Source organism: Enterobacter sp. C4G1 (assembly GCF_052886895.1).
In genome coordinates this window covers 878,637-905,001 of record NZ_JBQVVV010000001.1, presented here as the reverse complement: position 1 = coordinate 905,001, position 26,365 = coordinate 878,637, and the positions used below count along the sequence as shown (strand labels likewise).

Below are 26,365 nucleotides of genomic sequence, written 5' to 3'. Positions count from 1 at the left end.
TCTGTACCCGCGCAATGGAGCAAATGATGCAGTTCTCTAAAATGCATGGCCTTGGCAACGATTTTATGGTCGTCGACGCGGTAACGCAGAATGTCTTTTTCTCACCCGATCTGATCCGTCGTCTGGCGGACCGACATTTGGGCGTGGGGTTTGATCAACTGCTGGTGGTTGAGCCACCCTACGATCCTGACCTCGATTTTCACTACCGTATTTTTAACGCTGACGGTAGTGAAGTGTCGCAGTGTGGTAACGGCGCGCGCTGCTTTGCCCGCTTTGTTCGCCTGAAAGGGCTGACCAACAAGCGTGATATTCGTGTGAGCACGGCGAACGGACGCATGATCCTGAGCGTTACCGACGATGAGCTGGTTCGCGTGAATATGGGTGAGCCTAACTTTGAGCCATCCGCCGTGCCGTTTCGCGCTAACAAAGCGGAAAAGACCTATATTATGCGTGCGGCCGAGCAGACAGTATTGTGCGGCGTTGTCTCTCTGGGCAACCCACACTGCGTGATTCAGGTCGATAATGTTGATACCGCCGCAGTTGAAACACTTGGTCCGGTGCTGGAAAGCCACGAGCGTTTCCCTGAGCGTGCGAATATTGGCTTTATGCAGGTGGTAAAACGCGAACACATCCGTCTGCGTGTTTATGAACGCGGCGCGGGTGAAACCCAGGCCTGCGGAAGCGGTGCCTGTGCGGCTGTTGCGGTCGGTATCTCTCAGGGGTTACTGGCAGAAGAGGTTCGCGTGGAGTTACCAGGCGGTCGTCTTGATATCGCCTGGAAAGGACCGGGTCATCCACTCTATATGACTGGCCCGGCGGCACATGTCTATGACGGGTTTATCCATCTATGAAACAACCAGGGGAAGAACTTCAGGCATCAGAAACGGAACTGGACGACAGAGCTGTTATTGATTACCTGCTGCGCAATCCTGAGTTTTTTATCCGCAATGCACGCGTTGTCGAACAGATGCGCGTGCCCCATCCGGTGCGTGAATCGGTGTCACTGGTCGAATGGCACATGGCACGCTCGCGTAACCATATCAATCAGCTCGAAGAGAACATGACGCTGCTAATGGAGCAGGCAAGTAACAACGAAAGCCTGTTCTATCGCTTGCTACATCTGCAAGCGCGTCTGGCCTCTGCGCACAGCCTTGACGAGTTTCTCAGCCGCTTCCATCGCTGGGCGCGTGAACTGGGGCTGGCAGGCGCAACGATCCGCCTCTTCCCTGATCGCTGGCGCATCGGCGCGCCGTCCGGCTTTACCCATCTGGCGCTAAACCGTCAGGCGTTTGAACCGCTGCGCATTCAGCGTCTTGGCCACGAGAATCACTATCTTGGGTCGCTGAACGGACCTGAGCTGCTGGTGGTGTTGCCAGAGGCCAAAGCCATTGGTTCGGTGGCGATGTCGCTGATGGGGCGCGATGGCGATTTAGGCGTGATGTTGTTCACCAGCCGTGATGCGCACCATTATGAGCAAGGGCAGGGGACACACCTGTTGCAGGAGCTGGCGCTCATGTTGCCTGAGCTACTGGAGCGCTGGATTGAACGGGTATGACGGACGTACTGCTCTCGACTGACGTCACGCGCTTTCTGCGTTATCTGGGCGTTGAGCGTCAGCTAAGCCCGATTACGCTGCTCAATTATCAGCGTCAGCTTGATGCCATCATGCAGATTGCCGAAGAAATCGGCCTGAAAAGCTGGCAACAATGTGACGCTGCTACCGTGCGAGCCTTTGTGGTGCGTAGCCGCCGCAAGGGGCTAAGCCCGGCGAGCCTTGCGCTCAGACTTTCTGCGCTGCGCAGTTTCTTCGACTGGCTGGTCAGCCAGGGTGGCCTGAAAGCCAATCCGGCAAAAGGGATCGCCACGCCAAAAGCTCCGCGTCATCTGCCCAAGAATATCGATGTAGACGATGTAAACCGCCTGCTGGATATCGATCTTAACGATCCGCTGGCCGTGCGCGATCGCGCCATGCTGGAAGTGATGTACGGTGCCGGGCTGCGTCTTTCTGAACTGGTGAACCTCGATTTAAAACATCTCGATCTTGATACCGGTGAAGTGTGGGTAATGGGTAAGGGCAGCAAAGAGCGCCGCTTACCGATTGGCCGCAATGCGGTGTCCTGGATTGAGCACTGGCTGGATCTGCGCGGGCTGTTTGGCGCAGAGGAAAACGCCCTGTTTTTGTCGAAGCTCGGCAAGCGCATTTCGGCGCGAAACGTGCAGAAACGCTTTGCGGAGTGGGGCATTAAGCAAGGGCTTAACAGCCATGTTCACCCGCACAAGCTGCGCCACTCATTTGCCACCCACATGCTTGAATCGAGCGGTGATTTACGCGGCGTGCAGGAGCTGTTAGGCCACGCCAATTTATCGACCACTCAAATCTATACCCACCTTGATTTTCAACACCTTGCCTCGGTGTACGACGCGGCGCATCCACGCGCCAAACGGGGGAAATAATGCGTTTTTACCGCCCATTAGGTCAGATTTCAGCGCTGACGTTTGATCTTGATGACACCCTTTATGACAACCACCCGGTTATCTTGCGCACTGAGCAGGAGTCGCTGGCGTTTGTGCAGAACTACCATCCTGCCCTGAAAGAGATGCAGAACAAAGACTTCCAGCGTCTGCGTCAGGCTCTTCGGGAAACCGAGCCGGATATTTATCACGATGTCACTGAGTGGCGTCGCCGTGCGGTGGAGCAGGCGATGTTAAATGTTGGCATGAGTGCGCACGATGCCGCCATTGGCGCCGAAGCGGCGATGGAAAACTTCGCGAAATGGCGTAGCCGTATCGATGTACCGCAGGAAACCCACAACACCCTGAAAGCGCTTGCTGAAAAGTGGCCGCTGGTGGCGATCACCAACGGCAATGCGCAACCTGAACTCTTTGGCCTCGGCGACTATTTTGAATTCGTGCTGCGCGCAGGCCCGCACGGACGCGCTAAGCCGTTCAACGATATGTACCACCTAGCGGCGGAAAAACTCGACCTGCCGACAGGCGAGATCCTGCACGTGGGCGATGATCTGACCACGGACGTTGCCGGGGCGATCCGCTGCGGGATGCAGGCCTGCTGGATCAAGCCAGAAAAGGCCGACCTGATGCAGACCCAGGACAGTCGGCTGTTGCCACACATAGAAATTTCGCGGTTGGCATCCCTCACCACGCTGATATAATCACCAATAATATTGTATAAATTACCAGGGTTTTGGCGAATGCATGACCTTCGCCTGCCTGACATTACCTGGCGGTGCCAATGGACGTTTCCTACCTTCTCGACAGCCTTAATGACAAACAGCGTGACGCGGTTGCCGCATCGCGTACTAACCTGCTGGTTCTGGCTGGGGCGGGCAGTGGTAAGACGCGCGTTCTGGTGCACCGTATCGCGTGGCTACAAAGCGTAGAAAACTGCTCACCGTATTCCATTATGGCGGTGACGTTCACCAACAAAGCAGCGGCAGAGATGCGTCACCGTATTGCGCAGCTGATGGGCACCAGCCAGGGTGGTATGTGGGTGGGCACCTTCCACGGTCTGGCACACCGTTTGCTGCGCGCGCATCATATGGACGCCAACCTGCCGCAGGACTTCCAGATCCTCGACAGCGAAGACCAGCTGCGTTTACTGAAACGCCTGATCAAGGCGATGAACCTCGATGAGAAACAGTGGCCGCCGCGTCAGGCCATGTGGTACATCAACGGTCAAAAAGACGAAGGGCTGCGCCCGCACCATATTCAGAGCTTTGGCAACCCGGTCGAGCAGACCTGGCAGAACGTGTATAAGGCCTACCAGGAAGCCTGCGATCGCGCCGGTCTGGTGGACTTTGCCGAACTGCTTCTGCGAGCACATGAGTTGTGGCTGAATAAGCCGCATATTCTCCAGCATTACCGCGAACGATTTACCAATATCCTGGTGGACGAATTCCAGGATACCAACAACATTCAGTATGCCTGGATCCGGATGCTGGCTGGCGATACCGGCAAGGTGATGATCGTCGGCGATGATGACCAGTCTATCTACGGCTGGCGTGGCGCGCAGGTGGAAAACATCCAGCGCTTCCTCAATGACTTCCCTGGCGCAGAAACCATTCGTCTGGAGCAGAACTACCGTTCGACCAGCAACATTCTGAGCGCGGCGAACGCCCTGATTGAGAACAACAATGGACGTCTGGGCAAAAAGCTGTGGACCGATGGCGTCGACGGCGAGCCAATCTCCCTCTACTGCGCTTTTAACGAACTCGATGAAGCGCGCTTTGTGGTTAACCGCATCAAAACCTGGCAGGACAACGGCGGCGCGCTGGAGCAGTGTGCCATTCTCTATCGCAGCAACGCCCAGTCGCGCGTGCTGGAAGAGGCGTTGTTGCAGGTGAGTATGCCGTACCGGATTTATGGCGGGATGCGCTTCTTTGAACGCCAGGAAATTAAAGATGCGCTCTCGTATCTGCGTCTTATGGCCAACCGTAACGACGATGCGGCCTTCGAGCGTGTGGTGAATACCCCAACGCGCGGCATTGGTGACAGAACGCTGGACGTAGTGCGTCAGGCATCCCGCGATCGCCAGCTCACGCTTTGGCAGGCTTGTCGTGAGCTGTTGCAGGAAAAAGCCCTCGCCGGACGTGCCGCCAGCGCGTTGCAGCGCTTCCTTGAACTGATTGACGCTCTCGCGCAGGAAACGGCGGACATGCCGCTGCATGTTCAGACTGACCGGGTTATCAAAGATTCCGGCCTGTGGATGATGTACGAGCAGGAAAAAGGCGAGAAGGGCCAGACCCGTATTGAGAACTTAGAGGAACTGGTCACGGCAACGCGCCAGTTCAGCTACAACGAAGAAGACGAAGACCTGATGCCGCTCCAGGCATTCCTTTCCCACGCCGCGCTGGAAGCCGGTGAAGGGCAGGCGGATACCTGGCAGGATGCGGTGCAGCTGATGACTCTGCACTCCGCCAAAGGGCTGGAGTTCCCGCAGGTGTTTATCGTCGGGATGGAAGAAGGGATGTTCCCGAGCCAGATGTCGCTGGATGAAGGTGGACGTCTGGAAGAGGAACGCCGTCTGGCATACGTGGGAGTCACCCGCGCCATGCAAAAACTGACGTTAACCTACGCCGAAACCCGCCGTCTGTATGGCAAAGAGGTCTATCACCGTCCATCACGCTTTATCGGTGAACTGCCGGAAGAGTGTGTGGAAGAGGTGCGCCTGCGCGCCAGTGTCAGCCGTCCTGTCAGCCATCAGCGCCTGGGTACGCCGATGTCGGAAAATGACACCGGTTACAAGCTCGGCCAGCGCGTGCGTCATGCAAAATTTGGTGAAGGTACCATTGTGAACCTTGAAGGCAGCGGTGAGCATAGCCGGTTGCAGGTGGCATTCCAGGGGCAGGGGATCAAATGGCTGGTGGCCGCCTATGCCCGGTTGGAAACTGTGTAACTTTCAGAAAAATATCATTATTTTGTAATAATCTGCTAGCCTTATACGTTGAAGGTCAATTAATGCCCTTCAGCGTTTCGTTGCGTGTTGACGCCACTGTTACTGCTGGCGTAACATGCGCGCACGATTACGCTAAGAGGACATTCGCCTTGGACACACCCAGTAGATACTGGCTCAATTCCCTGTCAACCAGGAACAACTCCTAAGGCTATCTCCTCTTGCTGATGGCCTTAGTGGTTGTCAGCGACCTGTATTATTTCCCGTCGCGCTGAGTCAGGCTGTTTAATGGTCTGAAACCCAATTTGTTTCTGTGTGCCCACCGAACTGTCCGATATTTTTTGCATTGGGAGTCCCGGTCATGTTGAGCGCATTTCAACTCGAAAATAACCGACTGACTCGGCTTGAAGCCGAAGAGTCGCAGCCCCTCATTGATGCTGTATGGGTGGATCTGGTCGAGCCGGACGACGATGAGCGCCTTCGCGTACAATCCGAGCTGGGGCAAAGCCTGGCAACCCGTCCAGAACTGGAAGACATCGAAGCATCAGCCCGTTTTTTTGAAGACGAAGACGGTCTGCATATTCACTCCTTCTTCTTCTTTGAAGATGCCGAAGATCACGCCGGTAACTCCACCGTGGCATTTACCATCCGCGACGGTCGCCTGTTTACCCTGCGTGAGCGCGAGTTACCTGCGTTTCGTCTCTACCGAATGCGCGCCCGTAGCCAGGCAATGGTTGACGGAAACGCCTACGAGCTGCTTCTCGATTTGTTTGAAACCAAAATCGAACAGCTGGCGGATGAGATCGAAAACATCTACAGCGATCTGGAAAAGCTGAGTCGCGTGATCATGGAAGGCCATCAGGGTGATGAGTATGACGAAGCCCTTTCCACGCTGGCGGAGCTGGAAGATATCGGCTGGAAGGTGCGTTTGTGTCTGATGGATACCCAGCGCGCGCTGAACTTCCTGGTGCGTAAAGCGCGTCTGCCGGGCGGGCAGCTGGAGCAGGCGCGTGAGATCCTGCGCGATATCGAATCCCTGCTGCCGCACAACGAATCCCTGTTCCAGAAGGTCAACTTCCTGATGCAGGCGGCAATGGGCTTTATCAATATCGAGCAGAACCGCATCATCAAGATCTTCTCGGTGGTATCTGTGGTGTTCCTGCCACCTACGCTTGTGGCATCAAGCTACGGGATGAACTTTGAGTTTATGCCAGAGCTGAGATGGAGCTTTGGTTATCCTGGGGCGATTATCTTTATGATCCTCGCCGGGCTTGCGCCGTATCTGTACTTTAAGCGTCGCAACTGGCTGTAAAAATCAGGCGGGTGGCGCTGCGCTTACCCGCCCTACAAAACACCTACATCCCTCTGCGGGTCCTGCGCTGGGTATAAATCGCATCTGCGACGAATACCGCCAGTGCGACCCAGATAAACGCGAAGGTTACCATCTTGTCCGCGCCTGGCACTTCGCCGTAAAACACCACGGCCAGCACGAACATCAGCGTTGGGCCAATATACTGGAAGAAGCCCAGTGTAGAGAGACGCAGGCGCGTTGCCGCCCCGGTGAAGCACAGCAGTGGAATGGTTGTCACCACACCGGCGGCCATCAGCATCAGATTCAGCGACCACGGGTTGTTGCCCATATGGCTGGTCGCGCTGTCGGCAATGCCAAACAGATAAATTGCGGCCACTGGCAGAAGCCACAGGGTTTCGAACAACATGCCTGTTTGCGCTTCAACGGCGATTTTCTTACGCACCAGCCCGTAGAACGCAAAGCTGAATGCCAGCCCCAGGGCGATAATCGGCAGTGACCCAAAGGTCCACAGTTGCACCAGAACGCCGCAGAACGCCAAAATCACCGCCAGCCACTGCATACGGCGGAAGCGTTCGCCGAGGAAAATCATCCCCAGTACAATGTTCACCAGCGGGTTAATAAAATACCCAAGGCTTGCTTCGAGCATATGATGGTTATTCACCGCCCAGATAAACAGCAGCCAGTTGCCACCAATCAGCACCGCAGAGAGCGCCAGCAGGAAGACCTTCTTCGGGGTTTTTAGCAGCGTTTTGACGCCTGACCACTGACGGCTGATGCTCATCAGGGCAATCATAAAGAAGAAGGACCAGATTACGCGGTGAGTGAGGATCTCATCAGCCGGTACATAAGCGATAAGCTTGAAATACGCCGGAGCGACACCCCAAATAAAATAAGCGGCCAGAGCGAGTAATACGCCCTGCCGCGTCTGTTTAGCATCCATCGGGAAAATCCGTTACAAAAAAGTGAACTAACTTTACCCGATTTTGCGGCATCAACCCACCATATAAGTGGCGGTTGCGCTGGCGATATACACCTGTTCTTCGTTATGCAGTTCGACACGGGCGACGGCGACTTTGTTGCCTGCGCGCAACAGGCTGCTGGTGCAGGTAAAGCGATTTCCCCGACCAGGGCGCAGATAGTCGACACGTAAGTCGATGGTACCCATGCGGGATAAACGCTGGCGTAATTCGTCTTCGTTGATGGTGTCATGACGCGTCAGCGTGCTGCCGACACAGACCAGCCCCGCTGCTACGTCCAGTGCAGAGGCAATCACACCGCCATGCAAAATGCTTTGCGCCCAGTTACCCACCATCATCGGCTGATTATTGAAGCTGAGCTGGGCAAAGTCTTTCTCGTAGCGCTCCAGTTCCAGCCCCAGCGCGCGGTTAAACGGCATGTGGTAAACAAAGATTTCGCCCACGAGTTTTAAAGCATCTTCGGCGGTTAGCGTGGCTGACATGAGAAATGACGTCCTTATTGTTAATAAAATGTTGATTTTATGCCTCAACAATAAGGAATTCCACTTTCAGAAACGAGGAGGCGGAAGTTAGTGCGGAAGTCTGTAGAATGTCCGCCACATAACTATTCATGAAATCTCAATATTTGCAGGAGAACACCACCGATGCGGACGTATCTGGGTTGGTTACTGGCGGCGGTTTCGCTGCCCCTCACAGCATATGCGCAGGAAGCGACTGTTAATGAAGTACACGATACGCCAGCCGTTCGCGGCAGCATTATCGCTAACTTACTTCAGGAGCATGACAATCCGTTCACGCTCTACCCGTATGACACCAACTATTTGCTCTACACCTGGACCAGCGATATCAACAAAGAGGCGATTAAGTCTTACAACTGGTCTGATAATGCGCGCAAAGATGAGGTGAAGTACCAGCTCAGCCTGGCATTCCCGTTCTGGCGCGGTATTTTGGGGCCAAACTCGGTGCTGGGTGCGTCCTATACGCAAAAATCCTGGTGGCAGCTTTCAAACAGCGGCGAGTCCTCACCATTTCGTGAAACCAACTATGAACCGCAGCTGTTCCTCGGTTTCGCGACGGATTACGAATTTGCAGGCTGGACGCTACGCGACGTGGAGATGGGCTTTAACCACGACTCCAACGGCCGCGCCGACCCCACTTCACGCAGCTGGAACCGTCTTTATACCCGCCTGATGGCGCAAAACGGTAACTGGATGGTGGAAGTTAAGCCGTGGTACGTGGTGGGCGCTACGGACGACAACCCGGATATCACCAAATACATGGGTTACTACCAGCTCAAAATTGGTTACCAGTTAGGCGATGCGGTGCTGAGCGCGAAGGGGCAGTACAACTGGAATACCGGCTACGGCGGCGCGGAAGTGGGCCTGAGCTATCCGGTGAGCAAGCATGTGCGTCTTTACACGCAGGTATACAGTGGTTACGGCGAGTCGCTTATCGATTACAACTTCAATCAAACCCGCGTCGGTGTGGGCGTAATGCTGAATGATATTTTCTAGGCTGCTCGAATGTTTTTGCGTTAAACGTTGAAGTTTCTCTCTCAGGCGCTGAAAATAGCGCCTGTTTTATTTCTGGCAAATGGGGTTAACGTGGCGCAGGCGGAAGTATTGAATCAGGAATCGCTGGCTAAACAGGTTCTGCACGAAACCTTTGGCTACCAGCAGTTCCGCCCTGGCCAGGAAACCATCATTGAAACCGTGCTGGAAGGTCGCGATTGCCTGGTGGTGATGCCGACCGGCGGCGGGAAATCGCTCTGTTATCAGGTGCCCGCGCTGGTGCTTGATGGCCTCACGGTCGTGGTCTCTCCCCTTATTTCGTTGATGAAAGATCAGGTGGACCAACTGCTTGCCAACGGCGTAGCAGCGGCCTGTATCAACTCTACGCAGACCCGCGAGCAGCAGCAGGAAGTGATGGCGGGTTGCCGTACCGGGCAGATTCGGTTGCTGTATATTGCACCCGAGCGTCTGATGCTGGATAACTTTCTCGATCACCTTGCGCACTGGAACCCGGTGTTGCTGGCGGTAGACGAAGCGCACTGTATCTCGCAGTGGGGGCACGATTTCCGCCCGGAATATGCCGCGCTCGGTCAGCTGCGTCAGCGCTTCCCTGAGCTGCCGTTTATGGCGCTCACCGCCACGGCGGATGATACAACGCGTCTTGATATCGTTCGTCTGCTGGGGCTAAACGATCCGTTTATCCAGGTCAGCAGCTTCGACCGCCCCAACATCCGCTACATGCTGATGGAAAAATTCAAACCGCTGGATCAACTTTTGCGCTACGTGCAGGAGCAGCGCGGTAAGTCCGGCATTATTTACTGCAACAGCCGCGCAAAAGTGGAAGACACCGCCGCACGTCTGCAAAACCGTGGCTTTAGCGCTGCGGCCTATCATGCCGGGTTAGAAAACCACATCCGCGCCGACGTGCAGGAGAAATTCCAGCGTGATGACCTGCAAATCGTGGTCGCCACGGTAGCATTCGGGATGGGGATTAATAAACCCAACGTGCGCTTTGTGGTGCACTTCGACATCCCGCGTAATATCGAATCCTACTACCAGGAAACCGGCCGTGCCGGGCGTGATGGCCTGCCAGCAGAAGCCATGTTGTTCTACGATCCGGCGGATATGGCCTGGCTGCGCCGCTGCCTGGAAGAGAAACCGCAGGGGCAGTTGCAGGATATCGAACGCCACAAGCTCAACGCGATGGGCGCTTTTGCTGAAGCGCAAACCTGTCGTCGTCTGGTGCTGCTCAACTATTTTGGTGAAGGCCGTCAGGAGTCCTGCGGTAACTGCGATATCTGCCTTGATCCGCCAAAGCAGTACGATGGCCTGATGGATGCGCGTAAGGCGCTCTCGACTATCTATCGCGTTAATCAGCGCTTCGGGATGGGCTACGTGGTGGAAGTGCTGCGTGGCGCGAACAACCAGCGCATTCGCGATATGGGCCATGACAAGCTGCCCGTTTACGGTATCGGCAAAGAGCAGAGCCACGAGCACTGGGTCAGTATAATCCGCCAGCTTATTCATCTGGGGTTTGCCACCCAGAATATTGCCCAGCACTCTGCGCTTCAGCTTACCGAAGCGGCGCGCCCGGTGCTGCGCGGTGATATCGAACTGAAGCTCGCCGTTCCGCGCGTTATTGCGCTCAAGCCGCGGGTGATGCAGAAATCCTACGGCGGCAACTATGACCGCAAGCTGTTTGCCAAACTGCGCAAGCTGCGTAAAGCCATCGCGGATGAAGAGAATATCCCGCCGTACGTGGTCTTTAACGACGCGACGTTGATTGAGATGGCCGAACAAATGCCGCTCAGCGCCAGCGAAATTCTCAGCGTCAACGGCGTTGGCACGCGTAAGCTCGAGCGCTTTGGGAAGGAGTTTATGGCGCTTATCCGCTCTCACGCTGACGGTGATGATGAGGAGTAGTCAGCCGGGCTAAAAAGTGCCAGGATGGTGACTCACTAAATTATTTCCCCGCGAGTTAATTATGTTAATGCTATTTCTCACCGTGGCGTTAGTGCACATTGTTGCCCTGATGAGCCCGGGCCCTGACTTTTTCTTCGTGTCACAAACAGCCGTCAGCCGCTCCCGCAAAGAGGCGATGATGGGTGTGCTCGGTATTACCATGGGCGTTATGGTCTGGGCGGCAGTGGCGCTGCTGGGCCTGAATCTGATCCTCGCGAAGATGGCCTGGCTACATAACATCATTATGGTCGGTGGTGGCCTGTATCTGTGCTGGATGGGTTACCAGATGCTGCGCGGGGCGCTGAAGAAAGAAGAGAAAAAACCGGAAGAGCCAAAAGTCGAGCTGGCAACCGGTGGTCGCAGCTTTGTGAAAGGGCTGCTGACGAACCTGGCAAACCCGAAAGCGATTATCTATTTCGGCTCCGTGTTTTCCCTGTTTGTGGGAGATAGCGTGGGCGCAGGTGCACGTTGGGGTATCTTCCTGCTGATCGTCGTTGAGACGTTCGCCTGGTTTACTATCGTTGCGAGCCTGTTCGCCTTACCGGCGATGCGCCGTGGGTATCAGCGCGTTGCGAAGTGGATAGACGGATTTGCCGGTGCGTTGTTCACCGGCTTCGGCATTCATCTCATCATTTCTCGCTAAGCATGACGCGCTGACGCAAGCAGCGCGCCAACCAGCATAAACAGCGAACCAAACACTTTATTCAGGGCCTTCATTTGCTTAGGCCCTTTAATCCACGCCGCAATCCGCTGAGCCAGCGTCGCGTAACCAATCATCACAATGATATCGACAATGATGGTGGTCGCTCCGAGCACCACGTACTGCATCACCTGCGGCTGGTGCGGCACGATAAACTGCGGGAACAGGGCTGCAAGGAAGACGATACTTTTCGGGTTCGTCAGGTTCACAAACACTGCGCGCTTAAACAGACGTCCACGCGTTTGCGCCTGCGCAAGGGTGTTCAGGTTGATGGAGCCTGCCGCGCGCCACTGCTGAATACCGAGCCAAATCAGGTACGCCGCACCGGCCCATTTCAGCACTTCGAACGCCAGCACCGAGCGGGAAAACAGTGTCCCCAGGCCGATACCGACCAGCACGATGTGAATGCCCAGCCCGGTCTGCAAACCGGCAATGGATGCCGCCGCACCACGATAGCCGTGGTTGATCGAAGTGGTCATGGTGTTAATCGCGCCAGAGCCTGGTGAAAGGCTGAGGATGATGGATGTCAGCAGGTAAGCGAACCACCACTCGAAGGTCATTTGAAACTCCCGAATCGTCTGTTTTTATGCCACAATACGCTATTGTTGAGTCATTTTGTGACCTGTCACGAAAAAACGATATTCCTTGGCTTACAGGGGTGGAAACCCGATGTTTCAGCAGAAAAAGGATTGGGAAACTCGAGAAAACGCATTTGCTGCTTTCTCTATGGGCCCACTTACCAACTTCTGGCGTCAGCGTGAAGAGGCCGGATTTACCGGAGTGGGCAATGTTCCTGTACGCTTTGTTCGTTTTCGGGCTGAAAAAAACGATCGTGTCATTGTGGTTTGCCCTGGTCGCATAGAGAGTTACGTCAAATATGCCGAACTGGCGTATGACCTGTTCCACAGTGGTTTTGACGTGCTGATTATTGACCATCGCGGGCAGGGGCTTTCCGGGCGAATGCTGTCGGACACCCACCGTGGTCACGTAGATAATTTCAGTGATTATGTCGACGACCTTGCGGCATTCTGGCAGCAGGAAGTGCAGCCCGGCCCCTGGCGGAAACGCTATATTCTCGCGCATTCAATGGGTGGTGCCATTGCCACGCTGTTCTTGCAGCGCCATTCGCATCAATGTGATGCCATTGCGCTCAGCGCGCCCATGTTTGGCATCGTGATGCGTTTTCCTGACTGGATGGTACGACATATTCTCGACTGGGCTGAGGGCCATCAGCGTATTCGGGAAGGTTATGCTATCGGAACAGGACGCTGGCGCGCGCTGCCGTATGCCATGAACGTGCTGACCCACAGTCGACAGCGATACCGTCGTAACCTGCGTTTTTATGCCGATGAACCGCGTTTACGCGTTGGCGGCCCCACCTATCACTGGGTGCGGGAAGGCATTCTTGCCGGTGAGCAGGCGCTGGCGGGTGCTGGTGATGACAGCACGCCGACATTACTGCTTCAGGCGGAAGAAGAGCGTGTGGTTGATAACCGTATGCATGACCGCTTTTGTGAACTGCGTGCCGCCGCCGGTCACCCTTGTGAAGGGGGTAAACCGTGGGTCATAAACGGTGCGTACCATGAGATCCTTTTCGAAAAGGACACCATGCGCTCAGTCGCGCTCAACGCCATTGTCGAATTTTTCGACAGGCATAACTGATTTTCTATTGAGGTTAAATTTCCCTATGTACCAGGTTGTTGCATCTGACTTAGATGGCACGCTGCTTTCCCCCGATCACACCTTATCGCCTTTTGCGAAAGAAACCCTGAAGCTCCTGACTGCCCGTGGCGTGAACTTCGTGTTTGCCACCGGTCGCCACCACGTGGACGTGGGGCAGATCCGCGATAACCTGGGCATCAAAGCCTACATGATCACCTCCAACGGTGCGCGCGTACACGACACCGATGGCAACCTGATTTTCACGCATAACCTTGACCGGGATATCGCCACCGATCTGTTCGGCGTGGAGCACAACAACCCGGACATCGTGACCAACGTGTATCGCGATGATGAGTGGTTTATGAACCGCCATCGCCCGGACGAAATGCGTTTCTTCAAAGAGGCCGTGTTCAACTACACCCTGTATGAGCCAGGCCTGCTGGAGCCGGAAGGGATCAGCAAGGTGTTCTTCACCTGTGAAAGCCACGAAGAGCTGCTCCCGCTGGAGCAGGCGATCAACGCCCGCTGGGGTGACCGTGTTAACGTCAGCTTCTCTACGCTGACCTGCCTGGAAGTGATGGCCGGTGGCGTCTCGAAAGGTCACGCGCTGGAAGCGGTGGCACAACGTATGGGCTTTGAACTGAAAGACTGCATCGCCTTCGGCGACGGCATGAACGATGCGGAAATGCTCTCGATGGCGGGTAAAGGCTGCATCATGGAGAACGCACACCAGCGTCTGAAGGATCTGCACCCGGAACTGGAAGTGATCGGTTCTAATGCCGACAATGCCGTGCCGAAATATCTGCGCAAGCTGTTCCTTGAATAATCTTCATTTGGTTATTTATTGCTCAGTTGTCAACTAAAGAGTTCGCTACAATGCCTGTCCTTCTTTCAGAGAGACAAGCATTGTGGCGCTACTCATTATCACCACTATTCTGTGGGCCTTCTCATTTAGCCTGATTGGCGAATACCTTGCGGGTTCGGTAGACAGCTACTTCTCAGTGCTGATGCGCGTGGGGCTGGCGGCACTGGTATTCCTGCCGTTTCTGCGTACGCGTGGGCAAACGCTGAAAACCATTCTGCTGTACATGCTGGTGGGGGCAATGCAGCTCGGCATCATGTATCTGTTCAGCTTCCGCGCTTACGTGTACCTGTCGGTATCCGAATTCCTGCTGTTTACCGTGCTCACACCGCTCTATATCACGCTGATTTACGATCTGCTGAGTAAGCGTCGCCTGCGTTGGGGCTATGCGCTGAGCGCGCTGCTGGCGGTTGTCGGTGCGGCGATCATTCGCTACGACAAAGTGAGCGACCACTTCTGGACCGGTCTGATGTTTGTACAGCTGGCCAACATCAGCTTCGCCATTGGCATGGTGGGTTACAAACGCCTGATGGAAACCCGTCCGATGCCGCAGCATAACGCCTTTGCCTGGTTCTATATGGGGGCGGCCATTGTTGCCGTGGCGGCGTGGTTTATGCTCGGCAACCCGCAAAAACTGCCGACCACTTCCGTGCAGTGGGGCATTCTGGTCTGGCTGGGCGTGGTGGCGTCCGGGCTGGGATACTTCATGTGGAACTACGGCGCTACCCAGGTAGACGCCGGTACGCTGGGGATCATGAACAACGTGCATGTGCCGGCGGGTCTGCTGGTTAACCTGGCTATCTGGCAGGAGCAACCGCACTGGCCGAGCTTTATTATTGGGGGAACGGTGATCCTGGCTTCGTTGTGGGTACATCGCCGTTGGGTCGCTCCGCGCTCCGCACAAACGGAAGATGGTCGCACGCGTGGTTCCGCGCTGAACGAATAAACGCTTCTGTAACCGGTTGACGCTGCTCGCCATCGCGCACGGCAGCGTACAGCCGGCTCCACAGTCCTTCACCCAGGGTTTTGGTCACCACCAGGCCCTGGCGTTCAAAACTCTCCACCACCCAGTGCGGCAGCGCCGCGATGCCCATTCTGGCGGCAACCATCTGAATTAACAGCAAGGTGTTATCCACGCTTTTCAGCTGCGGGTTGATGCCTGCCGGTTGCAGGAAGTGACGCCAGATATCCAGGCGACTGCGTTGCACCGGGTAAATCAGCAGCGTTTCCGTGGCCAGATCTTCCGGCGTGACGCGCGTTTTAGCGGCCAGCGGATGATCCGGTGCCAGTACCAGGCGCACTTCATAATCAAACATTGGTGAGTAGTGCAGGCCGCTGCGCGGAAGGATGTCTGAGGTCATGACCAGATCCAGCTCGCCCTGCTGGAGCGAAGGCTGTGGGTCAAATGTCACGCCGGATTTAAAGTCCATCTCCACCTGCGGCCACTTCTGGCGGAAGTTCTCAAGCGCGGGAGTCAGCCACTGTATACAGCTATGACACTCAATGGCGATGCGCAATTTCGTCTGCTGCGGTTCGTTGCAGGACTGCAACGCGCTGGCAATTTGCGGCAGCACCTGATTTGCCAGTTGCAGCAAAATCTCACCCTGCGGGGTAAAGCGCAGCGGCTGACTCTTACGCACAAAAAGACGGAAACCGAGGCGTTGTTCCAGATCGCTGAACTGGTGTGAAAGGGCAGACTGGGTCTGGTGCAGCGTGGCCGCAGCCGCTGCGAGAGAACCGCAGTTCCGCAACGCTTGTAGCGTTTTCAGGTGTTTTATCTCGATCATGAAAGTCCTTCACTTCGGCATGAACATTTTGCGCTTGAGGAATATACAGTACCTGCCAATTATAGAAGTGTAAACATCTGGACGTCTAAATAACGAATTTCACAAGGGGTACACCATGACAATCCGCAATCACACACTCGGTTTCCCTCGCGTTGGTCTGCGTCGCGAACTGAAAAAAGCGCAAGAAAGCTACTGGGCAGGAAAATCCACCCGTGAAGAGCTGCTGGCCGTGGGCCGCGAGCTGCGCGCCCGTCACTGGGATCAGCAAAAGCAAGCGGGCATTGACCTGCTGCCGGTGGGCGATTTCGCCTGGTACGACCATGTTCTGACTACCAGCCTGCTGCTTGGCAACGTGCCGGCTCGTCATCAGAACAACGATGGATCGGTCGATCTCGACACCCTGTTCCGTATCGGCCGTGGCCGTGCGCCGAGCGGTGAGCCCGCTGCAGCAGCAGAAATGACCAAGTGGTTCAACACGAACTACCACTACATGGTGCCGGAATTTGTCAAAGGCCAGCAGTTCAAACTGACCTGGACGCAGCTGCTGGATGAAGTGGACGAAGGGCTGGCGCTGGGCCACAAGGTGAAGCCTGTGCTGCTTGGCCCGGTCACCTACCTGTGGCTGGGTAAAGTGAAGGGCGAGCAGTTTGACCGCCTGAGCCTGCTGAACGATATCCTGCCGGTATACCAGCAGGTGCTGGCGGAGCTGGCAAAACGCGGTATCGAGTGGGTGCAAATCGACGAACCTGCGCTGGTACTGGAGCTGCCGCCGGAGTGGCTGAACGCCTTCAAACCCGCGTATGACGCGCTCACAGGCCAGGTGAAGCTGCTGCTGACCACCTATTTTGAAGGGGTCACTCCGAATCTCGATACCATTACCGCGCTGCCGGTACAGGGCCTGCACGTTGACCTGGTCCACGGTAAAGATGATGTGACAGAGCTGCACAAACGTCTGCCTGCTGACTGGCTGCTTTCTGCTGGTCTGGTGAATGGCCGTAACGTCTGGCGTGCTGATTTGACGGAAAAGTATGCCCAGATTAGTGCGATTGTCGGTAAACGTGATCTGTGGGTGGCCTCTTCCTGTTCGCTGCTGCACAGCCCAATTGACCTGAGTGTTGAAACGCGTCTGGATGTCGAAGTGAAGAGCTGGTTTGCCTTCGCCCTGCAAAAGTGCGAAGAGTTGGCGCTGCTGCGCGATGCGCTGAACAGCGGTGACACGGCCGCCATTACCGAATGGAGTGCTCCAATTCAGGCGCGTCGCCACTCGACTCGCGTGCATAACGCGGCTGTGGAAAAACGTCTGGCGGCCATCACCGCCCAGGACAGCCAGCGCCAGAGCGCTTATGAAGTGCGTGCCGAAGCCCAGCGCGCCCGTTTTAACCTGCCAGCCTGGCCGACAACCACCATCGGTTCATTCCCGCAGACCACTGAAATTCGCGGCCTGCGTCTGGACTTCAAAAAGGGCAACCTCGATGCGAACAACTATCGCGCCGGCATTGCCGAGCACATCAAGCAGGCGATTGTGGAGCAAGAGCGTTTAGGTCTGGACGTGCTGGTACACGGTGAAGCCGAGCGCAACGATATGGTGGAATACTTTGGTGAGCATCTGGACGGCTTCGTCTTTACCCAGAACGGCTGGGTGCAGAGCTACGGCTCCCGCTGCGTGAAGCCGCCGGTGGTGATCGGCGATGTCAGCCGCCCGGAAGCAATCACCGTTGAGTGGGCGAAGTACGCCCAGTCCCTGACCGACAAACCTGTCAAAGGCATGTTGACCGGCCCGGTGACGATTCTCTGCTGGTCTTTCCCGCGTGAAGACGTGACCCGCGAAACTATCGCGAAGCAGATTGCTCTGGCGCTGCGTGATGAAGTGGCGGACCTGGAAGCGGCGGGGATTGGTATTATCCAGATTGACGAACCGGCTCTGCGTGAAGGATTACCGCTACGTCGCAGCGACTGGGATGCTTATCTGGCGTGGGGCGTAGAGGCGTTTCGCATTAACGCCGCCGTCGCAAAGGACGACACCCAGATCCACACACATATGTGTTACTGCGAATTTAACGACATCATGGATTCCATCGCTGCGCTGGACGCCGATGTGATCACCATTGAGACGTCACGTTCAGACATGGAGCTGCTGGAGTCTTTCGAAGAGTTCGAATACCCGAACGAAATCGGACCGGGCGTTTACGATATTCACTCCCCTAACGTACCGAGCGTGGAATGGATTGAGGCGCTGTTGCAGAAAGCGGCACAGCGTATTCCGGCAGAGCGTCTGTGGGTAAACCCGGACTGCGGCCTCAAAACCCGCGGCTGGCCAGAAACCCGCGCCGCGCTGGCGAATATGGTGAAGGCGGCGCAGAACCTGCGTCAGGTTTAACCCCGGCGCTCGTTTTACGCCTGCCCATCCATCAGGCGGCTAATATGAATGCTTAACCATGTCAGCTCATCTTTCGGTAAGGTGAGCTGATATTTATCCCGTACATAGTCGCGGATCACCCACGCTACGGTCATCGCATCCGGGCGATGGCGCATCAGTTCCTGATAAAAATCCTCGGTTTCACTCAACGCAATCTTCCCCGCCAGAACCCGCTCGGCAAAGTAACGCAGATGAGTAATAAAGCGCATATAGTTCACCGATTGCGTATCAATGGCCTTGCCGAGTTTATAGCGCACGATTTCGGCGATACGGTTCACCAGCTCAACCTGCTGGTGGGCGCTGCTGTCGTCATCCTGAGCGCTGGCGTTGATCAGATGAAAAGCGATATTGACTGCTTCGTCTTCCGGTAACTCAACGTCAAACTTATCGTTCACCTGCGCACGTGCCAGCAACCCTATGCCATATTCCTGCGGGTAGTAGCGCTTCACTTCCCAGCTGAGCTTATTGTGGATGAGTTGCCCGCTGCGGTAGCGTTCCACGGCAAAGTGCAGATGTTCTGCGAGTGTGAAGAGCAGCACCGAATTGAGCCTGTCCCCGAACTGACTGCGTGCAAGGGTAAGAATGTCGTGACTGATATCGAAGAATGCCGCAGGAATGGTGTCCGTCAACGATAAAAAATGGCGGGATTTGAGGTCGCTCAGCGGCAGGAAAACTTTCTCTACCTGCGCGAGATCGATGCTGGTGCCGGGTTTTGCGCCAAAGCCGATCCCCTTGCCGAACAGGATCATCTCCCGCTGGTCGTTGTCGACCAGCAGCATACTGTTATTAAGCGATTTTTTTATCGTTATCACGGTTATTCCTGCGGCCGGGCCGGTTAGCTCATGTCAGCGCCATTGCTGGCAATCACTTTTTTGTACCACCAGAAAGAGTCTTTCTTCAGGCGTTTTAACGTGCCGTTGCCTTCATCGTCCTGGTCGACATAGATAAATCCATAGCGCTTGGACATCTGCGACGTGCCCGCGCTGATAATGTCGATACATCCCCAGGTGGTGAATCCCATCACATCCACCCCTTCATTAATAGCTGCCAAAGTTTGCTCGAAGTGGGCGCGGAAATAGTCGATGCGATAGCTGTCGTGGATCTCGCCGTTTTCGACCACATCTTTCGCCCCGAGGCCGTTCTCAACGATAAACAGCGGTTTCTGGTAGCGGTCGTACAGTTCAAGCAGGGAGATCTTCAGCCCGACCGGGTCAATCTGCCAGCCCCATTCAGAGGCAGGTAGGTACGGGTTTTTCACCCCAAGAACCGTGTTACCGGGGATGCGCTCGACGTCCGGCTGTGTCGATTCGGTCATCGACATGTAGTAGCTAAAAGAGACGAAATCGACGGTATTTTCTTTCAAAATACGCTGATCGTCGGCCTGCATCTCAATTTGAATGTCCCGACGCGCCAGATCGCGCAGGATCAGCGGCGGATATTCACCAAACACCTGTACATCCGCGTAGAAGTAGTTCTCGAGATTTTTCTTCAGCGTCGCTTCCACATCTTCCGGGCGGCAGCTGTGCGGGTAGGTGGTGAGTTTGGTGAGCATACACCCGACCTGGCTGCCCGGAATTTTAGCGTGGCAGTCGCGCGTGACCAGCGCAGAGGCAACAAACTGGTGATGCAGCCCCTGGTAGATATCCTGTTTCGCTTTGCCCGGCAGACTTTTCTCTTCGCGGATACCTGCCGTGGTAAACGGGTGGCGATGGATACTGTCTATCTCATTAAACGTCAGCCAGTAGCGCACGAGATCTTTGTAGCGGTCGAAACAGACATTACTGAAACGCACGAAGGCATCCACCACATTGCGGTGTACCCAGCCGTTGTATTTTTCGCTCAGCGCCAGCGGCATTTCGTAGTGAGAAAGCGTGACCAGCGGCTCAATGTTATGGCGGCGAAGCTCGCGGAACATCTCCTCGTAAAATTTCAGGCCTGCCTCGTTTGGTGCAGCATCTTCGCCGGTCGGGAAAATACGCGACCAGGCAATCGACACGCGCAACACGGTGTAGCCCATCCCGGCAAACAGCGCGATGTCATCTTTATAGTGATGATAAAAATCAATGCCGCGGCGTTTCGGGTACAGCGCGTCATTTTTACCTTCAAACGCGTCGCGGATGTTTTCGTCGGTCAGCGCCATATGGCCACTGTAATCCTTCACGGACAGGTTAGGCTTCCAGGTGATGGCATCAGCCACGGACGGCCCTTTACCGTCCACATTCCATGCCCCTTCGGCCTGATTTGCGGCAATCGCGCCGCCCCATAAAAAACCTTGCGGAAACGGGAGGGATTTCTCCATTACACGGACTCCTTAAGCGTCATGATGATATGAGGATTTGGATTCTTATCGTCGGTATTACCTGATGTCAGCGAAAAGCGTTCGCCGTTAGTGACCACCATCATGACCACCGGATCGAGCCCGGCGGCGGTAATGGTGTCCAGTGAGAATTCAATCAGCGTGTCGCCGCACTTAACGTGCTGACCTTCGGCCACTTTTGCTGAGAAGCCCTCGCCTTGTAGCCTGATGGTGTCGATCCCGATATGGAATATCAGCTCGACACCGGCATCGGTGAGCAGGCTTAGCGCATGACCACTTTCAAATACATTCACCACAGTGCCGTCTGCCGGGGCGCGCAATACGCCCTGAGAAGGCACAATCGCTATCCCGTCACCCATGATTTTGCGTGAGAAAACATCGTCATTAACGTTCTCCAGCGGGATGATTTGCCCTTCTACCGGGCGGGTGAACGTCAGGGTATCGGTTTTTTCCGGCACCTTGTCGCGCCAGAGCACTAATGCACTGATAAATGCCACGGCAAATGACAACCCCGCACCGGCAAAGGCCCAGACGATGTTCATTGCGTTATCTGGCGAGACAAACATCGAGATACTGGCAAGGCCGGGGCCCACAAGCGCAAAAGCCTGAATACCCATCCAGCCGATAAACGCACCGCCCACCACGCCACCGAGGATCACGCTGTAGAGCGCTTTTTTATTCAGCAGCGTCACGCCATACAGCGCCGGTTCAGTAATGCCGAACAGCGCGGAGATCCCGGCTGAGAACGCGGTGGACTTCAGCACTTTATCTTTGCTTTTGAGTGCAATCGCCAGACACGCGCCGGATTCGGCAATGTTGTGCGCCAGCGATGCAGGCAGGTAGAGCATCTCACGCCCGAACTGGCTCATAGAGGCGACGGCGTAGGGCAGCATCGGCTTGTGCATCCCGGCGGCGACCATAAAGGGCAGGGCGGCGGCAAGCAGCCCGGTTGCCACAAAACCCAGTTTTCCGTACAGCCACAAAATGACCGTTGCCAGCCCGGCACCCAGCTCATAACCCAGTGGCCCCAGGATCAGCAGGGTAACAGGGACGGTGACCAGCAGAGAAAGCATCGGCGAGAGGAAAATGCGCAGCGCACCGGGTGAGTAGCGGTTAAACAGCTTTTCGGTCTGGGCGTAAAAAAGCACGCACAGGATCGCCGGAAACACCTGTGAGGCATACGCCACGTTGCGCAGGTCGAACGACATAAATGCCGTTCCTTCGGCAAGCTGTTTGGTCATGGCAGGCAACACCATGACCGACACGGCAGACACCGCAACCAGCACGTTCACTTTGAGCTTCATGGCGGTAGTGATCGCTACCAGAATCGGCAGGAAATAGAGCGGTGCAGAGCCGATGTTATCCAGAACCTTGTAGGTTGAACTGTTGCGGCTCAGCCAGCCCATCACATCCAGCAACAGCAGCAGGGATTTCAGCACCCCGCCGCCAGCAATTGCCGGCACCAGCGGCTGAAAAACGCTAATGACAAAATCGACAATCTGCGCCCCGCGGCTGACTCTGGCAGGTGTGTGCTGCCCACCGGCCTGCGGCGAGCCCACCAGAGAACGCACCGCATCAAACACCTGTACCACTTCGTGACCGATGATCACCTGGCACTGCACGTTGACGCGAACGCCCAACACGCCGTCGATGTTTGTCAGCGCCGTTTCGTTGACCTTGCTGTTGTCATACAGGCTCAACCGCAAGCGGGTGGAGCAATGTTCGATATGTTCGATATTCTCAGCACCGCCAACCAGGGCGATGATGTCCAGCGCAGTTTGCAAGTGGTTCATGTTCTGGCCCCTGTCTCCAGAGCAAAAAAAAAGACCTGAAGCCCCTCTCCACTCGAAAGAGGAGAGGGGCTTCAGGTCTTGCCTACGGCTCGTAGTTACACGCCTGTGCTTTGTATATCGGCCAGATTGTGCTTAAAAGTCAAACAACACAGGCGCTTCATGCATCAATTTGTGAGCCGCTTAACCCTTTTTAGCGCCATATTGTCGGAACCACGCCAGCATTCGTTGCCAGCCATCTTTGGCGGATTCTTCGTGATAGCTCGGCCGATAATCCGCGTTAAAAGCATGTCCTGCATCGGGATAAACCACGATATCCGCCTTCGCATTTGCCGCCCGCAGCGCATGACGCATGGTTTCTACGGTATCAAGTGGAATGCCGGTATCCTGGCCGCCGTACAAACCCAGCACCGGGGCGTTAAGATCCACGGCGATATCCAGCGGTTGCTTAGGTGAATTCAGCGTTTTTTCGCCGACCAGCTTGCCGTACCACGCCACGGCAGCCTTGAGCTGCGGATTATGCGCGGCGTACAGCCAGCTGATGCGACCGCCCCAGCAGAAACCGGTCACCATCAACCGATGTGGGTCGCCGCCGTTACGCGCCGCCCAACTGGCGACATGGTCCAGGTCCGCCAGCACTTGCGCGTCCGGGACTTTGCTGACCAGATTAGTGAATAGCGTCGGGATATCGCTGTAGTCATTTGGATCGCCCTGGCGGAAATAGAGCTCTGGTGCGATGGCCAGATAACCTTCCAGCGCCAGTCGACGGCAAACATCGCGAATATGCTCATGTACGCCGAAAATTTCTTGTATCACAATCACGACCGGCAGAGCGCCATCGGCCGATTTCGGGCGCGCATGGTAAGCCGGCATGTTATCCCCCTGTGAGGGAATGGATGTCTCTCCTGCAGTAATGGCTTCTTCGGGAGTAGTGACAATGGTTGAAGCATGAGGGGCCGCAGCAGGTGCAAAACCGGTTTTTTCAGTCATGGCATTCTCCGTACCAATGTTGAGTTAGCGCAAAGGTAAATATAGTCACAAGGTTAACAACTCACAGTGCCTTAAACGGTCTATCTTTTGTGCAACACACCACGGTATAACATTGTTAATGTGATGTTGATCACTTATTTATGGAAATAAACTGCAATCATTTTCATTCATGGTGAGATTCGTCACGAAATTACGCACACTGCTTCTGTAAAGTACCGTTTTACTTCTTCTGACAAACCGACCCACAGAGGAGTCACCTATGTCTAAGTCTGATGTTTTTCATCTCGGCCTCACTAAAAACGATTTACAAGGGGCTACGCTCGCTATCGTCCCTGGCGATCCAGAGCGTGTGGAAAAGATCGCCGCGCTGATGGATAAGCCGGTTAAGCTGGCATCCCATCGTGAATTCACCACCTGGCGCGCAGAGCTGGATGGTAAAGCGGTGATCGTGTGTTCTACCGGTATCGGCGGCCCGTCTACTTCTATTGCCGTTGAAGAGCTGGCGCAGCTGGGTATCCGTACTTTCCTGCGTATCGGCACCACCGGCGCAATTCAGCCACATATCAATGTGGGCGACGTGCTGGTCACGACCGCGTCCGTGCGTCTGGACGGTGCAAGCCTGCACTTTGCGCCAATGGAATTCCCGGCAGTGGCGGATTTCGAATGCACCACTGCGCTGGTTGAAGCCGCGAAATCTGTGGGCGCAACAACGCACATCGGCGTTACCGCCTCTTCCGATACCTTCTACCCGGGCCAGGAGCGTTACGACACCTTCTCTGGCCGCGTAGTGAGCCGCTTCAAAGGCTCCATGGAAGAGTGGCAGTCTATGGGCGTGATGAACTACGAAATGGAATCTGCAACGCTGCTGACCATGTGCGCAAGCCAGGGTCTGCGTGCCGGTATGGTGGCGGGTGTTATCGTTAACCGTACTCAGCAAGAGATCCCGAACGCTGAAACCATGAAGCAGACCGAAAGCCATGCGGTGAAAATTGTGGTTGAAGCGGCTCGCCGCTTGATCTAGTCCTCACTTCTTCAATAAAAGGCCGACTCGTTCGGCCTTTTCTTTTTTGCGTAGCGCCTCGCAGGAAAACCCTTTCAAACTGGACGTTCATACAGCACAATTCTATTTTATGCGGGTAAAACGTTGATGCAGGGGGCATTGTGGATATCTCAATCCTGATTTATGCAGTGATTGCGCTGGTGGGCGTGGGAATAGGCTGGCTCATATCCAGCTATCAGCACGCGCAGCATAAAGCCGATCAACTGGCAGAACGCGAAGAGATGGTCGCTGAGCTCAGCGCCGCGAAACAACAGCTTGCCCAGAGCGGGCACTGGCGCGACGAGTGTGAGCTGCTCAATAACGAACTGCGCAATCTGCGTGATATCAATACCTCACTGGAAGCCGATCTCCGTGAAGTCACCACCCGTCTTGAATCGACCCAACTCCATGCGGAAGACAAAATCCGCCAGATGATCAACAGCGAGCAGCGCCTGAGCGAACAGTTCGAAAACCTGGCGAACCGCATTTTTGAGCACAGCAACCGCCGTGTTGACGAACAAAACCGCCAAAGCCTGAACAGCCTGCTCACACCGCTGCGTGAACAGCTGGACGGTTTTCGCCGCCAGGTGCAGGACAGCTTTGGCCAGGAGGCGCGCGAACGCCACACTTTGGCGCATGAAATTCGTAATCTCCAGCAGTTGAACGCGCAGATGGCGCAAGAGGCGGTTAACCTGACGCGTGCGCTTAAAGGCGACAACAAAGCACAGGGCAACTGGGGTGAAGTAGTACTGACCCGCGTGCTGGAGGCTTCTGGCCTGCGTGAAGGGTACGAGTATGAAACGCAGGTCAGCATCGAAAACGATGCCCGCTCGCGGATGCAGCCTGATGTCATTGTGCGCCTGCCGCAGGGCAAAGATGTCGTTATCGACGCCAAAATGACGCTGGTGGCGTACGAACGCTACTTCAATGCCGAGGACGATTACATCCGTGAGTCTGCGTTACAAGAGCATATCACCTCTGTCCGTAACCACATTCGTCTGCTGGGCCGCAAAGACTATCAGCAGCTACCGGGGTTACGCTCCCTGGATTACGTGCTGATGTTTATTCCGGTTGAGCCTGCATTCCTGCTGGCGCTCGACAGACAGCCCGAACTGATAACCGAAGCATTGAAAAATAACATTATGCTGGTGAGCCCCACGACACTTCTGGTGGCGCTGCGGACGATTGCAAACCTCTGGCGCTACGAGCACCAAAGCCGTAACGCACAGCAAATTGCCGATCGCGCCAGCAAGCTGTACGACAAAATGCGCCTGTTTGTGGACGATATGTCCTCTGTTGGGCAGAGCCTCGATCGCGCGCAGGATAACTACCGCCAGGCGATGAAAAAGCTCTCTTCCGGGCGCGGCAACCTGCTGGCGCAAGCAGAGGCATTCCGTAGCCTGGGGGTGGAGGTTAAGCGCGAGATTAATCCTGAAATGGTTGAACAGGCTACCGCTCAGGACGATGAATATCGCCTGCGAGAAGGGGCTGGTGTGCAAAATACAGACAGCGAAGACAACGATTTAGCCGCGGATTTGTCACCTTCTGAACCGCCGAATCGTTTCTTTCACGGTGGTTGAACCGTAGGGCAAACGCGCCCAATCTGTTACACTTCACGGACATTTGACTG

The 26,365-nt window shown here is 55.4% G+C and carries 24 protein-coding genes; 16 read left to right on the top strand and 8 right to left on the bottom strand.

The features are described from left to right. Nucleotides 1-26: 26 nt before the first annotated feature. The 7 genes from dapF (at nucleotide 27) to corA (ending at nucleotide 6,722) form a co-directional block, all read left to right on the top strand. A complete protein-coding gene (gene dapF, locus ACT9TW_RS04350) occupies nucleotides 27-851 on the top strand; it encodes a diaminopimelate epimerase (protein WP_182063492.1) in 825 nt (274 codons plus the stop codon). Then, nucleotides 848-1,555, top strand: a complete 708-nt coding sequence (locus ACT9TW_RS04345) for a DUF484 domain-containing protein (protein ID WP_446491750.1) — start codon at nucleotides 848-850, stop codon at nucleotides 1,553-1,555. Before dapF ends, ACT9TW_RS04345 begins: the two co-directional genes overlap by 4 nt. Then, nucleotides 1,552-2,454: a tyrosine recombinase XerC gene (xerC, locus tag ACT9TW_RS04340; RefSeq protein ID WP_014072274.1), complete on the top strand. Its 903-nt coding sequence runs from the start codon at nucleotides 1,552-1,554 to the stop codon at nucleotides 2,452-2,454. Before ACT9TW_RS04345 ends, xerC begins: the two co-directional genes overlap by 4 nt. After that, nucleotides 2,454-3,170, top strand: a complete 717-nt coding sequence (yigB, locus tag ACT9TW_RS04335; protein WP_395676530.1) for a 5-amino-6-(5-phospho-D-ribitylamino)uracil phosphatase YigB — start codon at nucleotides 2,454-2,456, stop codon at nucleotides 3,168-3,170. The genes xerC and yigB overlap by 1 nt, the downstream gene beginning before the upstream one ends. Before the next feature lie 80 nt (nucleotides 3,171-3,250). Beyond that, the gene (gene uvrD / locus ACT9TW_RS04330; protein ID WP_182062937.1) at nucleotides 3,251-5,413 is read left to right on the top strand and encodes a DNA helicase II; all 2,163 of its coding nucleotides are present in this window, start codon (nucleotides 3,251-3,253) and stop codon (nucleotides 5,411-5,413) included. Next, a complete protein-coding gene (ysgD, locus tag ACT9TW_RS04325; RefSeq protein ID WP_446491749.1) occupies nucleotides 5,374-5,619 on the top strand; it encodes a YsgD/CorL family protein in 246 nt (81 codons plus the stop codon). Before uvrD ends, ysgD begins: the two co-directional genes overlap by 40 nt. A gap of 152 nt (nucleotides 5,620-5,771) precedes the next feature. Beyond that, nucleotides 5,772-6,722: a magnesium/cobalt transporter CorA gene (gene corA / locus ACT9TW_RS04320; RefSeq protein ID WP_014072271.1), complete on the top strand. Its 951-nt coding sequence runs from the start codon at nucleotides 5,772-5,774 to the stop codon at nucleotides 6,720-6,722. Nucleotides 6,723-6,765: 43 nt separating this feature from the next. Here corA and rarD read toward each other — a convergent pair whose 3' ends face one another. Beyond that, a complete protein-coding gene (gene rarD / locus ACT9TW_RS04315; protein ID WP_182062936.1) occupies nucleotides 6,766-7,662 on the bottom strand; it encodes an EamA family transporter RarD in 897 nt (298 codons plus the stop codon). Nucleotides 7,663-7,713: 51 nt separating this feature from the next. After that, on the bottom strand, nucleotides 7,714-8,181 hold the full coding sequence (yigI, locus tag ACT9TW_RS04310) for an acyl-CoA thioesterase YigI (RefSeq protein WP_182062935.1): 468 nt from the start codon (nucleotides 8,179-8,181) through the stop codon (nucleotides 7,714-7,716). 162 nt (nucleotides 8,182-8,343) lie between these two features. On the opposite strand from yigI, the gene pldA reads away from it, so the two are divergent. From pldA to rhtC, 3 genes are all read left to right on the top strand, one after another. After that, nucleotides 8,344-9,213, top strand: a complete 870-nt coding sequence (gene pldA / locus ACT9TW_RS04305) for a phospholipase A (RefSeq protein WP_182062934.1) — start codon at nucleotides 8,344-8,346, stop codon at nucleotides 9,211-9,213. Between the two features lie 90 nt (nucleotides 9,214-9,303). After that, on the top strand, nucleotides 9,304-11,133 hold the full coding sequence (gene recQ / locus ACT9TW_RS04300) for an ATP-dependent DNA helicase RecQ (RefSeq protein WP_446491748.1): 1,830 nt from the start codon (nucleotides 9,304-9,306) through the stop codon (nucleotides 11,131-11,133). Nucleotides 11,134-11,194: 61 nt separating this feature from the next. Next, on the top strand, nucleotides 11,195-11,815 hold the full coding sequence (rhtC, locus tag ACT9TW_RS04295; RefSeq protein ID WP_014072266.1) for a threonine export protein RhtC: 621 nt from the start codon (nucleotides 11,195-11,197) through the stop codon (nucleotides 11,813-11,815). Here rhtC and rhtB read toward each other — a convergent pair. Next, on the bottom strand, nucleotides 11,812-12,432 hold the full coding sequence (gene rhtB / locus ACT9TW_RS04290; RefSeq protein WP_166718565.1) for a homoserine/homoserine lactone efflux protein: 621 nt from the start codon (nucleotides 12,430-12,432) through the stop codon (nucleotides 11,812-11,814). The genes rhtC and rhtB overlap by 4 nt on opposite strands. Before the next feature lie 109 nt (nucleotides 12,433-12,541). Here rhtB and pldB point away from each other — a divergent pair, with 109 nt between their 5' ends. From pldB to ACT9TW_RS04275, 3 genes are all read left to right on the top strand, one after another. Further along, the gene (gene pldB / locus ACT9TW_RS04285; protein ID WP_182062933.1) at nucleotides 12,542-13,534 is read left to right on the top strand and encodes a lysophospholipase L2; all 993 of its coding nucleotides are present in this window, start codon (nucleotides 12,542-12,544) and stop codon (nucleotides 13,532-13,534) included. A 25-nt stretch (nucleotides 13,535-13,559) separates the two neighbouring features. Then, the gene (gene yigL, locus ACT9TW_RS04280; protein WP_446491747.1) at nucleotides 13,560-14,360 is read left to right on the top strand and encodes a sugar/pyridoxal phosphate phosphatase YigL; all 801 of its coding nucleotides are present in this window, start codon (nucleotides 13,560-13,562) and stop codon (nucleotides 14,358-14,360) included. An 82-nt stretch (nucleotides 14,361-14,442) separates the two neighbouring features. Next, nucleotides 14,443-15,342: a carboxylate/amino acid/amine transporter gene (locus tag ACT9TW_RS04275; protein ID WP_436354517.1), complete on the top strand. Its 900-nt coding sequence runs from the start codon at nucleotides 14,443-14,445 to the stop codon at nucleotides 15,340-15,342. Here the strand turns inward: ACT9TW_RS04275 and metR are convergent. Further along, the gene (gene metR, locus ACT9TW_RS04270; protein WP_436354518.1) at nucleotides 15,230-16,183 is read right to left on the bottom strand and encodes an HTH-type transcriptional regulator MetR; all 954 of its coding nucleotides are present in this window, start codon (nucleotides 16,181-16,183) and stop codon (nucleotides 15,230-15,232) included. The genes ACT9TW_RS04275 and metR overlap by 113 nt on opposite strands. Nucleotides 16,184-16,298: 115 nt before the next feature. On the opposite strand from metR, the gene metE reads away from it, so the two are divergent. Continuing rightward, a complete protein-coding gene (metE, locus tag ACT9TW_RS04265; RefSeq protein ID WP_446491746.1) occupies nucleotides 16,299-18,560 on the top strand; it encodes a 5-methyltetrahydropteroyltriglutamate--homocysteine S-methyltransferase in 2,262 nt (753 codons plus the stop codon). Between the two features lie 14 nt (nucleotides 18,561-18,574). Here the strand turns inward: metE and ACT9TW_RS04260 are convergent, their stop codons facing one another. From ACT9TW_RS04260 to ACT9TW_RS04245, 4 genes are all read right to left on the bottom strand, one after another. Next, nucleotides 18,575-19,411, bottom strand: coding sequence for a PRD domain-containing protein (locus ACT9TW_RS04260; RefSeq protein WP_446491745.1), 837 nt, complete (start codon nucleotides 19,409-19,411; stop codon nucleotides 18,575-18,577). Between the two features lie 23 nt (nucleotides 19,412-19,434). Beyond that, the gene (locus tag ACT9TW_RS04255; protein ID WP_446491744.1) at nucleotides 19,435-20,898 is read right to left on the bottom strand and encodes a glycoside hydrolase family 1 protein; all 1,464 of its coding nucleotides are present in this window, start codon (nucleotides 20,896-20,898) and stop codon (nucleotides 19,435-19,437) included. Further along, nucleotides 20,898-22,709, bottom strand: coding sequence for a beta-glucoside-specific PTS transporter subunit IIABC (locus tag ACT9TW_RS04250; RefSeq protein ID WP_446491743.1), 1,812 nt, complete (start codon nucleotides 22,707-22,709; stop codon nucleotides 20,898-20,900). The genes ACT9TW_RS04255 and ACT9TW_RS04250 overlap by 1 nt, the downstream gene beginning before the upstream one ends. A 180-nt stretch (nucleotides 22,710-22,889) precedes the next feature. Then, nucleotides 22,890-23,696 (bottom strand): dienelactone hydrolase family protein, encoded by an 807-nt coding sequence (locus ACT9TW_RS04245; RefSeq protein ID WP_446491742.1) that lies wholly within the window; start codon nucleotides 23,694-23,696, stop codon nucleotides 22,890-22,892. A 259-nt stretch (nucleotides 23,697-23,955) separates the two neighbouring features. On the opposite strand from ACT9TW_RS04245, the gene udp reads away from it, so the two are divergent. Together udp and rmuC are read left to right on the top strand one after the other, a co-directional pair. Then, entirely contained in the window at nucleotides 23,956-24,717 is a 762-nt protein-coding gene (gene udp / locus ACT9TW_RS04240; RefSeq protein ID WP_014072255.1) for a uridine phosphorylase, read from the top strand. 140 nt (nucleotides 24,718-24,857) lie between these two features. Further along, a complete protein-coding gene (rmuC, locus tag ACT9TW_RS04235; RefSeq protein ID WP_446491741.1) occupies nucleotides 24,858-26,315 on the top strand; it encodes a DNA recombination protein RmuC in 1,458 nt (485 codons plus the stop codon). Nucleotides 26,316-26,365 lie beyond the last annotated feature (50 nt).

Coding starts and splice junctions, on each gene's coding strand:
- pldA (WP_182062934.1), top strand. CDS start 8,344: ATGCGGACGTATCTGGGTTGGTTACTGGCGGCGGTTTCGCTGCCCCTC.
- yigI (WP_182062935.1), bottom strand. CDS start 8,181: ATGTCAGCCACGCTAACCGCCGAAGATGCTTTAAAACTCGTGGGCGAA.
- corA (WP_014072271.1), top strand. CDS start 5,772: ATGTTGAGCGCATTTCAACTCGAAAATAACCGACTGACTCGGCTTGAA.
- ACT9TW_RS04255 (WP_446491744.1), bottom strand. CDS start 20,898: ATGGAGAAATCCCTCCCGTTTCCGCAAGGTTTTTTATGGGGCGGCGCG.
- metE (WP_446491746.1), top strand. CDS start 16,299: ATGACAATCCGCAATCACACACTCGGTTTCCCTCGCGTTGGTCTGCGT.
- ACT9TW_RS04245 (WP_446491742.1), bottom strand. CDS start 23,696: ATGACTGAAAAAACCGGTTTTGCACCTGCTGCGGCCCCTCATGCTTCA.
- uvrD (WP_182062937.1), top strand. CDS start 3,251: ATGGACGTTTCCTACCTTCTCGACAGCCTTAATGACAAACAGCGTGAC.
- metR (WP_436354518.1), bottom strand. CDS start 16,183: ATGATCGAGATAAAACACCTGAAAACGCTACAAGCGTTGCGGAACTGC.
- dapF (WP_182063492.1), top strand. CDS start 27: ATGCAGTTCTCTAAAATGCATGGCCTTGGCAACGATTTTATGGTCGTC.
- ACT9TW_RS04250 (WP_446491743.1), bottom strand. CDS start 22,709: ATGAACCACTTGCAAACTGCGCTGGACATCATCGCCCTGGTTGGCGGT.
- udp (WP_014072255.1), top strand. CDS start 23,956: ATGTCTAAGTCTGATGTTTTTCATCTCGGCCTCACTAAAAACGATTTA.
- xerC (WP_014072274.1), top strand. CDS start 1,552: ATGACGGACGTACTGCTCTCGACTGACGTCACGCGCTTTCTGCGTTAT.
- ACT9TW_RS04345 (WP_446491750.1), top strand. CDS start 848: ATGAAACAACCAGGGGAAGAACTTCAGGCATCAGAAACGGAACTGGAC.
- rarD (WP_182062936.1), bottom strand. CDS start 7,662: ATGGATGCTAAACAGACGCGGCAGGGCGTATTACTCGCTCTGGCCGCT.
- rhtB (WP_166718565.1), bottom strand. CDS start 12,432: ATGACCTTCGAGTGGTGGTTCGCTTACCTGCTGACATCCATCATCCTC.
- pldB (WP_182062933.1), top strand. CDS start 12,542: ATGTTTCAGCAGAAAAAGGATTGGGAAACTCGAGAAAACGCATTTGCT.
- rhtC (WP_014072266.1), top strand. CDS start 11,195: ATGTTAATGCTATTTCTCACCGTGGCGTTAGTGCACATTGTTGCCCTG.
- yigB (WP_395676530.1), top strand. CDS start 2,454: ATGCGTTTTTACCGCCCATTAGGTCAGATTTCAGCGCTGACGTTTGAT.
- yigL (WP_446491747.1), top strand. CDS start 13,560: ATGTACCAGGTTGTTGCATCTGACTTAGATGGCACGCTGCTTTCCCCC.
- ysgD (WP_446491749.1), top strand. CDS start 5,374: ATGGCTGGTGGCCGCCTATGCCCGGTTGGAAACTGTGTAACTTTCAGA.